Here is a 12,483-nt window from a genome sequence, read left to right on the forward strand (position 1 = left end):
AGAAAGCATTACCAGTAAGATCCATTAAAAACCCCCATAATTTTATTTTTAAGTTTCTTTAGGAATATTCTAAAATCCATAGATAAACAAATTATTTAAAAAATATCAGCAGAATTTATAACCTCGATTACAGAAAGTATAATAACCTTTGAAACTATTTTATACAACTTTAATATCAGTTATAAGAGATTTATATAAGTATTCAAATGAAATTTTTCCCATATATAAATAAACTTCTTAAAAAAACTACATATATTTATATTTCCCATTGAAAACATCACTTTATATATTATAGTTCTAATTCCCATATATAATTTAGCTATTTAAATAAATTAACAATATAATCAATATAGATAAATTTTAAATCTTTCTAAAATATTATTATTATGCCATAATATCAAATAGTACCCATAATCAGATAAATATTATAAAATTTAATATAAATATAAATGAAACTAAAAAAATGTTAAAAATTAGTAGAGATTATTTAAAAATATATATTTTAACCAATAATATAAAAAAAATAATATAAAATAATTAAACCAAAATCATATCTTCTTCTTTAGGAACTAATTGATTAATATTATTCAAATTTTCAAATTCGATATTATTAATATCACTTGAATTATTAGTTTCTATAAAATCATAGCTTATTTTATTGATAGAATTATTCTCATCAGAAATAAAAATACTATTATTAGAACTTAAATTAGAACTATTATTAATAACACTTGAATTGGACTCATTAGTATTATTAGAAATATTAGTGTTATTAGTATTGTTATTGGTATTGTTATTATTATCTGTTTGATTATCTGTTTGATTATTTATATTTGTAGGAGGAGTTGGAATATATTCTGTTTTTGTTAAATATTTATTACTGCCTGCAATATGTTCTTTACCAGTTACTAAACAAAAGTCTGCATCACATATACTACAAACCCACATTCCCTCCTTACAAGTTGGGCCTTCTTCATAAACCATACATCCTTCTTTTTGACAAAATGGACAATAATTTTTAAAGGTTGAATTATGATAGTAATAATCCCCTGCATCACCACAACTACACTTTCCAGTACTGATTAAATATTTATCATTATATTTAACTAATAGGGGACCACAAGAATAATTAGAACTAGTTATAATAATAAATCCATCTCCAGTAGGCCCATAAGTATCGTTTAGATTAGAATTTCCACTAACAATTAGAGGATGATTAGTAGTATTAATAGTTAAATTATTCGGTAAACTACCGTTTGAATCAGCAAAATCTAATACTTTAGAAAATTCATATACTAAGAATTGGAATTTTATATTTCCAAGGCGAGAATTAGCATAATTTGGAGCTTGTTTATTTGTATTAATGAAATTTAGAACATTTGTAGCTAAAGTTACAAATTCTGATTTTTGTAAAACACCAGAAGTGAAATTACCATCAGGATAGCTTGGAGATTTAACTGAAATAGGAGTAATATTTCCATTATTTCCTTTATTAGCATTTACAATTGCAGATGATAATAAATATAAAAATTCAGACATAGAATACTGTTTATCATTGATTAAAACATAAGAAGGGAGAGAATTATTCTCATCAACATAATTCCTGATTTGTTTAGATATTTTCAAAATTTGAACTTTTGATAAAGTTATTTGAGAGTTATTTGTATTATTAGAAGTTCCTACTGTATTTCCTGAAAATTTAGGAAGGTATTTATTCATTGAATTTGTTTTAGCTATACTTAAAGTTAATGTTTTTGGTAAAGCCCCTTTATTGTCTTTAGACCATGCTAATATTTTACTATTTCCATAGATAAATGATTGAAATTGAACTTTTCCTAATTTAGTACTTACATAATTAGGAGCTGTGTTATATTTATTAATATATTTGACCACATTTGATGAATATTTATAATATTGGGTTTTTGTAAGTTTTCCCTTGATTGTAGAACCTGTAGGGCTTTTTGGGCTTTTAATACCATACTTTACCACAACATCTTTTTTTAGCTTTTTGTTTTTATAATAAATTGTGGTTGAAGAAATAGACATATATTCCTCCATTGAATACTTATAATTTCCAATAGTGATATAGTTTGGTAGCTTCTTATTCTTTTCAATATAAGTTTTAAGATATTTACTAGAAGATAAGACCTGTGATTGGCTTACTTTACTTGGTTTAACTACTTTTTTATCAGTAGAATCTGCTGCACTAGCCCCATTTGCACATAGACCTATTAAAAAAACTATAAGCAAAGCTACAATTATTATATGATATTTATTTGAAATAATCTTTCTAAAGATGCCTAAAATAGTCCTACCTCGATAATTAATATTTTAAATAAATTCCTCAAAGGTTATATATTAACATTAAATTCATAATATTAATAAATTCACAATACACCCAAAGTATACAATATTAATACTATATTACAAGATAATATATAAATATTACTAAAAAAAATAGAGATAATAATTAATAATAATTATTGATAAAAATAGTCAATAATAGTTAATTGTAATGAAAAGAATTAAAAAAGTAGTTTAAAAACGATTTATAGCTAATAATCCATAGTTCTTATTTCTCTTATTGCCTTAGCTGTATCAAAAGGTTTATCTGTTTTGATTATTCCAATCATTTTCCGACTTCTTTTAAAATCTGGATTATAGGTGTCTTTATTAATAATTAAATTTTCAATGAGTTTATTTTTTCTCATAACTTCAATTCCATTTTCTATTATATTATTTATAGCTTCTTCCTCAGTAATTCCTTCGTTTTTAGCTATTTCACTAATTTTTTTCAAAAAATGAGGATTTATATCTTTAATTTTAAAAGTCATATTATCCAAGCCATTTTAAAGATTAGGTAAAAAACAAAAAATAAGCATATTTACCATAAAATATGAAAATATATATTCAACAAACTTTAGTAATACCTTTGATATTATCAAAATGACTATCAAAAGTAGCTATCTTTTTAATTCCCAATTCTCTCATTAATCCAATATAAACAGCACCAAATAAAGAGATTCTCTCATTATTATGTTTCATTTCTTTAAGAAGTATTTCAAAACCTTTATCATAAAAATCATTATCAATAATGACATTATAATTATCATTAAGCTCTTTATAAACTTTTGATATTATATTTTGATCTTTTTTTAATTTAACATTCAAAACAGTTACAACTTCCATTATTACAAGTTTAGAAATTAATATTTCATTATCATTGAAAGAATTTAGTAATTTATGAGCCCTTTCATGATTCTTACTTGTTTTAACATAGAAATTAATTAAAAAACTAGCATCTAAAAAAATCATGATTAATACTTCCTATTTCTCACTTCTCTTATAGCTTTACTAGTATCAAAAGGTTTATCTGTTTCAATTATTCCTGAAAAACTCATTCTTCTTTTATGATTTGGATTATAAGTATTTTTATTAGCTATTAAATATTCAGGAATTTTATTTTTTGATTTAGCTTCTAATCCTTTTTTTAAAACTTCATTTATAGCTTCTTCCTCAGTAATCTTCTCGTTTTTAGCTATTTTACTGATTTTTTTTAATAGATTAGGATTGATGTTATCAATTATTATAGTTCCAGTTTCATCTTTAGCTAAGCTATGAATTTCTTTATTATTTTCCAAACCTTGTTTAATAAATTTTTCAAGTAATTTAGTTTGACTAGTTCCCATCTCAACAGCTTTCATTTTCAAATCTTTTAATAACTCTATATTTAATGTAAAGCTAGTTTTTTTCTTAGACATTTCATACACCTGTTTAATATAATTAATATATATTATGAAATTAGCTTTATTTAATTATTTCGGTATTTCCTTAAATAGGTATTTTTTTATTAAAATATAAATTATTATTAGTAAATAAAAAATGAAAAATAAAAAATTGAAAATAAAAAATAAAAAATGAAAAATAAAAAATGAAAAATTAAAAATAAAAATTAAAATTAAAATTAAAATTAAAATAAAAAGTTGAAAATTAAAATTAAAATAAAAATTAAAAAATAAAATATAAATATAAATATAAATTTTTAAATCTAATTAATTATAAATTAAAAGTTAATTAATCAATAAGCTAAAAACAATTTTAATAAAATAATATTAACAACTCGGAGAATAGCTATGAATAAACTAAGATTTACAGTAGCAGGATATTATTTTTATGATGGAATAACTCCATTTGAAGAAAATAAATATTTGAAACTAATCAAAGAACCAGATAATGATTATGATAATGAAGCTATTAGAATAGAAGATTTTTCTGGGAAAAAAGTAGGTTATGTAGCTAATTCTACTAACACAGTCATTGAAAAAACAATGAGTGGAGGTAGAATCTATGATAAATTTGATGAGATTAGCTATTGTAAAGTTGAAGAAGTAAATAGCTATGGAATTATTTGTGAAGTAGTTGATAAGAAAGAAGTAAGAAAAAGGCCCAAAAACAAAATTATGAAAAAGATTAAAGGGAAATTTTTTAAGAAAAATAAAGAAAAATTATATATTTAGAAAGAATTTGTTGGATATTAAAGATGTGATGGAATGAATAATGAAGAAGAATATGAAACAATAGAAATTAAAATTTCTAATAAAATAGATGATATCAGTAAAGAAAAAATAAGGGAATATAAAAATTCAGATGAATGGGATGAATTAGAGGATTTATTAAACAAATTACAAAATTCAGAAGAAGGTGAAACTAAAGATATTTTATTAAAAATAATATCCTATGGAGAAATTGTAAAAGTTAAATATGAAGATAAGATGAATAATCTTAATGAAAACGATATATTGTCTCAAGAATTTATATTACTTCCAATATATATGGATATGTTTCCTGAAAGAGCTATTGATCTAATTTCTAAAAGGTATTCTGATGATGAAAATTTAATTGAAGAGTCATTGATACAATTAGATGAAATAATGAGAGATAATAAAATAGAGGAATTGATTGAGATATTAAAAAATGCTAGAAAATCTGAAGAGCATGAAATAGCTAATGGTGCTATGGGAGAATTATATAGATATGATGAATATGCACTTCCAAAATTAAAATTAGTTGCTGTTGAGCCTGAAACTAGTCAGGATTTATTAAATGATTTAGGTGCAATTATAATAACAATAATATTAGGTGAAGAAGAATATTATAATCTTTTTAAAAAAGCTATTGATGAAGATCCTGAAATATGGAAACCTGCACAAGAAAGAATAAGAAATATCATAAATAGTATTGATGTATCTCCTTATTTTTTAAGACATCCAGAAGAACTCCAAAATATGTGAATATAAAATTAATATGTTTTCAATTGTGGTTTTTTATAGCTAAATTCTTTAGAGTTTTCTTTAGTCATTAAATACTTAACAAGATTGAAATTTTTAATATAAAACTCTTTTAATTCACTGTATTCTTTTTTGTTTACTAATATTTCTTCTGAATTTTCAATTGTTTCTTCATGAGCAAGATTTTCATTATCAAAATCTTCATCAAAAACATTATCTAATAAATCAGCTATTTCTTCATCAGAATAATTAATTGAAGTGGGATTTTCTGATTTTGATTCTAATTCTAATTGATTTCTAGCTAAAAATGCATTAGCATTTGCAAAATATTTTACAACCTCAGAGTTTGAGTTTAGCTCATAACCATGCTTAGTTTTTTTAAGTAAATCAAATTCTATAAAATTATCTATGAAATTGTCTAATGTTGGTCTTGAAATTTCTGATGCTATAGCTATTTGGGACTTATTAAAGTATTTATTTGAGGAAGATAATAAAAAATCTAATACTTTTATTTGAGGACAATTACCAAAAACTTTTTTTAACATTTATAACCACCATTTTTAATGTAAAAATAAATTACATATTTTATAATAATAAAATTATTTTACAGTTATTGTAATATAATTTTACTTTTATGTTATATATAATTATTCATATCTTCATATAGTAATACTTTTTATAGTAAAAATGCATAACTAATAATATGAAAAAAGATTCAAATTATAATGAAAAAGTGCAGATAGAAATCCTATTTTTTCTTTATAATGAAGGATGTTTTGGAAAGTATCATTATCCAATTAAAGGGATTCAACATAAAATTATTGTAAATGGTACAAGAGTCCCCTTAAGTGACTTAAAAAAAGCCATGAAAATTTTACTAAAAAAACAATTAATTTTAAGATACAAAAAACTTAAAAATATTCATTTAAATCCACATAAAAAAGAAGAAATACTATTAAAAATACAAACTAAAATAAGTGATCGATTAAACTTTAAATAATTAATTCTATAATTTTTTAATAATTTTTCAATAGTTATTTTATGTGAATTATAACTTTATATCATATATATTTTATTATAATAACTATTATCATCAATATTTGCTTATCTTTATTTATATACTATTTATTTTAAGATTTTTAATAATAAAAATTTATAATTTTATTTTATTATTTAAAAAATCAATTACATTAATATGTTTTATTCCACTAAGAGACATATCAACTTCTTTATCTCTGAATTTACCAATTGTTATATTGTAATCATTTTATTATCATTAAAACCTAATGTAGAAGGCATAGCTCTAAATTTAAGGTATTCATATATGATCTAATTTTGTTTAAATACAAATCCCTTTTAATCAAATCAATACCTTAAAAAAGATATTTTTTCTTATAGGAAAAAATTATTAAAAAAATATAAAATATTTTCCTATAAGAAAATTTTTTAATATATTTATAAAAAAAGTATTTAAATATTTATAATCAGATTTTAATATTATCTACAATTTAATATTTAATTTATAATAATTATAGATGAAAATTTATAATTAATCTTTATTTTTGTATTGGGGCATTTTTCAATGTTTCTATCAATAATTCCCAAAATTTTTGAACAGATTTAATATTAACCTTTTCTTGAGGCGTATGTGCATCCTTAATTGTAGGTCCAAAAGATATCATATCTAAATCAGGATATTTTCCTCCTAATACTCCACACTCTAAACCAGCATGAATTGCTTTAACTTCAGGAACTTTTCCAAATTTTTCAAAATATGTTGATTTCATTATTTCCAATATCTGAGAATCTAAATTAGGGTCCCATCCAGGATATTCTCCATAAATCTTAGTATCACCTTTAGATAATATAAAAATATTTTTCAATAGATTTTCTACAACAATTCTTGCTGAATCAACTGAACTTCTTATTAAGCACTCAACTATAACTTGATTATTGAAAGTTTCAACAATAGCTAGATTATTAGAAGTTTCAACTAAGTTAGCTATATTTTCACTCATAGCTATAACTCCATTAGGACAGAAACATAGTGAAGATAATAATCCCCATTTTGTTTCATTATCTAAAACATATTTAGGTATATCACATGTTTCATATTTAATATTTAAATTTGCTTCATCAGGGAATTTAGCTATTATATCTTTATTAAGTTTATCAAATAATTCTTTGAACTTAGAAAATTCTTCTTTTTTAATTGTAATAATTGCAGAAGCTTCTCTAGGAATCACATTAGCTGCTGATCCACCATTGATTGAATTTATATCTATATTACAGTTTGAGAAAGCTATCCATAATATTTGACTTAATATTTTTATTGCATTAGCTCTATTAAGGTGTATATCTGCACCACTATGGCCACCTAAAAGTCCCGATACTTTTAATTCAAAGGCAATACTTTCTTTTTCAGCTGTTTTCTTTGAATAATTAAATATAGCTTTAAAACTAGATCCTCCTGCAGAACCTACAAATAGGGATCCTTCCTCTTCAGTATCTAAATTTAATAATATTTTTCCATCTAAAACATCTGATTCAAGTCCATTAGCTCCAGTCATATCAGTTTCTTCATCAATTGTAAAAAAAGCTTCAATTGGACCATGAGATATATTTTTGGACTGAAGAATTGCCATAGCAGCTGCAATTCCAATACCATTGTCAGCCCCTAATGTTGTACAATCTGCCTTAATCCAACCTCCATCAATGATTGGTTTTATAGGATCTTTTTCAAATTCATGATTGCTTTCAAGGCATTTTTGTGGAACCATATCTATATGTCCTTGTAAAATAATTCCTTTCTTATTTTCCATTCCAATTGAAGGAGGTTTTTTAATTATAACATTTCCAACATTGTCTACAGTAGTTTCCAATCCTAAACTTATTCCAAAATCCTTGATAAAAGTTGTTATTTTAGCTTCATGTTTTGAAGGTCTAGGTATTTGTGTTATTTCGTAAAATATTTTCCATAGTTCTATTGGTTCAATATTAGAAATATCATTTTCCATTTTTTGCACCTTAGTTAAATTTATAAATAGTAATTTAAATTAATATTAAAAAATTTATTTAAAAATAAAAAACATAATATAAAACCAAATATTAAAAACAGTTTGGTTTAAAAACCAAGAATCATTTGGAAATCCTGGAAAGTAATAATAATATAACAAGACTATAATCAAAAGAAGGAGACATAAACAGAAAAAATAATATTTTTCTCTTTTAAACCTAATTTAATCATAGAACCAAACCAATAAATAAATTACCTAAATGCCATATTTTAATGGCTTTTCACATTTCATTATTATGAGGATTTAATTCTTTACTTGTATAATTTTTTGAACTTTTTAACCAAGATGGATGAATATTAATTTCTCTCCATGGACATATCCTAATTTTTTTAATATCTCCTAAACTAAAAGAGTTAACCCACTCCATATTATCCTCATCTTCTGATTCAAAAGATAATTTTTTATTATATAATGCCACTAAATGATTTCCTTCACCAATTTCAATAACATTTGCTTTATATCCCTTATCATTTATTATTATCCATTTTCCAGGAAATACTCCAAGAATTGTTATTCTGTGACATTTATATCTTGAAGAACCAAAATGTCTTATTTTTTCAACTGTGTATTCATGGTTTTTTAAATTTAATTCTGTTGTAATATCATTAATTATTATTGTCCTTACTTCAAGTACCATTTATATTGCTCCGTTCATTTCAAAAAAATCAAAACCTCAAAAAGTTTTAAATCATGAAAAAATCTAAATATTGTTCAAGATTTTATTTTCAAGTATTAATTTTTTATATTCTGATTTGATTTTAAAATATTGTTCACTGCTAATTGTTTTTAATTCATAAATCTTTTCTTTTTTTAATTTATTTGCTCTCTTTGTTAATCCGCTTGTTATTCCTGCAATGAACATTCCATTAATTTCAGGGTTTTTGTTTGTGATTGCATTCATTTTTTCAATAAGACTATGCATTGAAATAAAATCATTTTCTCCCAATAATACTTTTATGAATATTTTTTGAGGTTTTTGAGATATTTTTAGGTATTCTGATAGTTCTTCACTATTCCAAGAGCCATTATTCAATTTAGAAGATTTATTAATATCTAAAACAGTGATATTTTCATTTTTTGAATTAGAAATGCTTTTTTCTATTTCTATAAAATCTTCAGGAGGATTTTCACAATGATAATAATCTAGTGACCATATATCTTCACAGAGTCTTTCAATTAATCTTTCTCTGTCCATTATGTCTTCTTTTTTAAACTGAGGATGGGGTTTAATGTCATATTTTTCTCTAAATTGCTTTGTATTAGGATTTTTTTCATTAAATGACTCATGAAGAGTTTGAGCAAATCTATTTTCTTTCAAGTAGTGAGAAATTTTTAATTCATATGGAGCACTACCATAAGATTGGTTAGTTCCAGATGGAACTAGTAATAAAGCTCCAATCGAATTTCTCCATTCATCAAATTCTTTGCTATCATTAAATTCATCTTTATGTTGTTCATATTTGTCTGCCCAAATATGTTCTATTTCAAATGGCTTCCCTTTTGGGTTAAGATATCTTAAAAAGTTTGTATCTTTATCTCCAGCTTCATTATCAACAAAACTTGTTATTCTTGAAAGTAAATGTTTAACAAAACCTTTATTTTGACTATGTAAATGGAAACCAATAATTCCATCCCAATTTTGATCAAAATTATTGATTTCCTTTTTTAAATGACAATGCAATGAGTTTAAATCATTGTTTCTAATTAATTTGACTATATTAAATATAGTATACCTTATTGAAGAATGTCCAAATTTTTTAAAATTAACTGACCTTCTCACAGTAAATGTTTCTATGAATCGAGCTACAGCATCTATTTTTTTAATTCTAGTATTTTCATCGTCTTTATGATTTAAAGAAGCCAATAATAATGGATCTTGCAAAGAATCAGCTATTCCCCAATTGTGAATATATGTTAAATGAGGCATTTTATCGTCAAAATTATTCATTTTCTCTTTAATCATTAAATATTGTTCAACAAAAAACGAAAATTCATCATTGAAAAAATTGTAAAAATCATCAGAAGTTTTAATATTAAATCTGTTCTCATGATTGTCTTTAAACCATTGATGTAAACTAGAACCTATTAGTTCATAATCTTTGTCTTCTGCACCTGCTTTTCCAGACCTAGTTGAATCTGCATATTTTCCTCTGAACCAAGCTTGAAAAAACGGCAAATCTTCGTCTTTTTCATATTCATTTAATAATTTTATTTGATCTTTCCAATTATCATTTAGTTTGTTTCTTTTATCCTCATCTTTAATCTTAGACAACACATAACCTTTTAACATCTCTATTGGAGTTAAATTTAGCCCTCTATCATTCATAGTTTCAAATATTGTGTAAGCATTTTCATCTGAATGTGCTGTGATTTTAATTATAATTACTTTTTCAATAAGCCAATAAATAAAAAACGAAAGAGTATCTGAATTTATTTCTTCTGGAAAGGCCTCATTAATATCAATGTAGCGTTTTACCATGTTTTTTACAGTCTCATTATCTGTTTTTTTACAAGTATATTCTCCTTTTTTATACAGTGCATCTAAACATTCATTACGTATATCATCAGTTAGATTAAAAGATTTTTCTCCAAAACTATCTGAAAAGATATAATTATCAATACTTACTGGTTTATCTGAATCTTTTTGTAAATGATTTAAATAAATCAATAAAAGAGTAATAGAGGTTATTCTTTGCTGACCATCAATAATAGAAGATTTTTCACCACTAGAATTTAAAACAATAGGTCCCAAATAATAATTTTGATATTTTTTAACTTCACTAAGCTCATCTCCGTCATCATAATCCTTTAAAAAAGTATAAGTCAGATCATCAATTAACTGATTGATTTGTTTCCTTCCCCAACGATATTCCCTCTGAAAATAATCAATGAAATATTTTTCATCTTTTAATAATGATTTTATAGTCTCATTTCTAGCTTCTATTTCATTCTCATTTTTTGCCATGTTTTTCACCAATCAGCTAAGAAAATCTAAAATAATAGTTGATATACTCTATTTTTATTATATATATTTTTATTGAATTAAATATGAATTTATATTTCTTAAAGTACTTATTCTGACTAAAATTCTTATTTTTCAATTTTTGCAATGGATTTATCTATTTTATATAATCAATTCGTATAAAAATATCCTAATAGAACATTGAAATAAAATGTATATTATAGCTAAAATATTGAATCTTTCAATTTGTTTATTTCCTTCTTATTTTGTTAGAATGTTGTATCAGTTTATATTGAAATCATCTTTTTCCTGTTGAGTAAAATTTATATTACTAAAAATTAATATAAATTTTACTCAAAATATTTTATAAAATCCAATTAAGTATTAATAATTAAAAAAATATTTGGAGTGCTAGATTTTTATTTTTATATTAATATTTATTTTTAAAAATAAACTTTGAATTTGACTCAAAATTATTTTTGTTTAACAATCATATAAAAACTCCGATTTCCAGAATTTAGTGAGGAATGGGAAGAAAAAAAATTAGGAGAATTTGTAAATTTAATGCAAAGTGGACTTTCTAGACAATTAATTGATAAAGACATTGGTATTCCAGTAATAAGATCGAATAATTTAATTAATGGAAAAATTGACTTTTCTGATATTAAATATTGGTACAAAGATGATAATAAAGGAGCTAAAACCGAAAATTATTTTTTAAAAGAAAATGATTTATTAGTAAACTTTATAAATAGCTTATCTCAGATTGGTAAATCTGCATTATATAAAAATTCAATAAAAAGAGACACAATTTTCACCACAAATATTATGAGACTAAATTTTAATAAAAATATTAATAATTTTTTTATATATTCTTATTTTCAACTAAAAAAATACGAAAATTATATTTATTCCATTGCAAAACCTGCTGTTAATCAAGCAAGTTTCACAACAGTGGATTTTAAAAGATTCAAAATGAATGTTCCTTCATTAGCTGAACAAGAGACAATAGCTAATTTTTTGTCTAAAGTGGATAAAAAAATAAATCTTTTTGAAGAAAATATAAAATTATGGGAAACTTATAAAAAAGGAATTATGCGACAGTTGTTCGCGCAGAAATTAAGATTTAAAAATGCGAAAGGAGAAAATTATCCTG

The 12,483-nt window shown here is 23.2% G+C and carries 12 protein-coding genes; 4 read left to right on the plus strand and 8 right to left on the minus strand.

Features of this window, described 5'->3' with window-relative positions:
* Nucleotides 1-537: 537 nt before the first annotated feature.
* The 4 genes from Q0087_RS02385 to Q0087_RS02400 all read right to left on the minus strand — a co-directional run bounded on the left by Q0087_RS02385 (nt 538) and on the right by Q0087_RS02400 (nt 3,761).
* Entirely contained in the window at nt 538-2,250 is a 1,713-nt protein-coding gene (locus Q0087_RS02385; RefSeq protein ID WP_297898083.1) for a pseudomurein-binding repeat-containing protein, read from the minus strand.
* Between the two features lie 305 nt (nt 2,251-2,555).
* Entirely contained in the window at nt 2,556-2,834 is a 279-nt protein-coding gene (locus tag Q0087_RS02390) for a hypothetical protein (RefSeq protein ID WP_297898084.1), read from the minus strand.
* A gap of 76 nt (nt 2,835-2,910) precedes the next feature.
* The gene (locus tag Q0087_RS02395) at nt 2,911-3,315 is read right to left on the minus strand and encodes a type II toxin-antitoxin system VapC family toxin (RefSeq protein WP_297898085.1); all 405 of its coding nucleotides are present in this window, start codon (nt 3,313-3,315) and stop codon (nt 2,911-2,913) included.
* A 2-nt stretch (nt 3,316-3,317) separates the two neighbouring features.
* Entirely contained in the window at nt 3,318-3,761 is a 444-nt protein-coding gene (locus tag Q0087_RS02400) for a hypothetical protein (RefSeq protein ID WP_297898086.1), read from the minus strand.
* A 372-nt stretch (nt 3,762-4,133) separates the two neighbouring features.
* Here Q0087_RS02400 and Q0087_RS02405 point away from each other — a divergent pair, with 372 nt between their 5' ends.
* Together Q0087_RS02405 and Q0087_RS02410 are read left to right on the plus strand one after the other, a co-directional pair.
* Complete coding sequence (locus Q0087_RS02405) at nt 4,134-4,517, plus strand: HIRAN domain-containing protein (protein ID WP_297898087.1); 384 nt, start codon at nt 4,134-4,136, stop codon at nt 4,515-4,517.
* A 33-nt stretch (nt 4,518-4,550) separates the two neighbouring features.
* Nucleotides 4,551-5,291 (plus strand): hypothetical protein, encoded by a 741-nt coding sequence (locus Q0087_RS02410; protein ID WP_297898088.1) that lies wholly within the window; start codon nt 4,551-4,553, stop codon nt 5,289-5,291.
* A gap of 8 nt (nt 5,292-5,299) precedes the next feature.
* On the opposite strand, the gene Q0087_RS02415 is transcribed toward Q0087_RS02410, so the two are convergent.
* Complete coding sequence (locus tag Q0087_RS02415; RefSeq protein ID WP_297898089.1) at nt 5,300-5,833, minus strand: hypothetical protein; 534 nt, start codon at nt 5,831-5,833, stop codon at nt 5,300-5,302.
* A gap of 158 nt (nt 5,834-5,991) precedes the next feature.
* Here Q0087_RS02415 and Q0087_RS02420 point away from each other — a divergent pair, with 158 nt between their 5' ends.
* Nucleotides 5,992-6,288 carry a hypothetical protein gene (locus Q0087_RS02420; RefSeq protein ID WP_297898090.1) on the plus strand — a complete coding sequence of 99 codons (297 nt, stop codon included), beginning with the start codon at nt 5,992-5,994 and terminating at the stop codon, nt 6,286-6,288.
* A gap of 556 nt (nt 6,289-6,844) precedes the next feature.
* On the opposite strand, the gene Q0087_RS02425 is transcribed toward Q0087_RS02420, so the two are convergent.
* From Q0087_RS02425 to Q0087_RS02435, 3 genes are all read right to left on the minus strand, one after another.
* Nucleotides 6,845-8,305, minus strand: a complete 1,461-nt coding sequence (locus Q0087_RS02425; protein ID WP_297898091.1) for an aminoacyl-histidine dipeptidase — start codon at nt 8,303-8,305, stop codon at nt 6,845-6,847.
* 280 nt (nt 8,306-8,585) lie between these two features.
* A complete protein-coding gene (locus tag Q0087_RS02430; protein ID WP_297898092.1) occupies nt 8,586-9,002 on the minus strand; it encodes a hypothetical protein in 417 nt (138 codons plus the stop codon).
* A 63-nt stretch (nt 9,003-9,065) separates the two neighbouring features.
* On the minus strand, nt 9,066-11,330 hold the full coding sequence (locus tag Q0087_RS02435; protein WP_297898093.1) for a DUF262 domain-containing protein: 2,265 nt from the start codon (nt 11,328-11,330) through the stop codon (nt 9,066-9,068).
* 561 nt (nt 11,331-11,891) lie between these two features.
* Between Q0087_RS02435 and Q0087_RS02440 the strand changes: the two genes are divergently transcribed.
* On the plus strand, nt 11,892-12,483 hold a 592-nt coding region (locus tag Q0087_RS02440; RefSeq protein WP_297898094.1), incomplete at its 3' end, for a restriction endonuclease subunit S.

Origin of the sequence: uncultured Methanobrevibacter sp. (genome assembly GCF_937881195.1) — an archaeon.
Lineage (GTDB): Archaea > Methanobacteriota > Methanobacteria > Methanobacteriales > Methanobacteriaceae > Methanobinarius.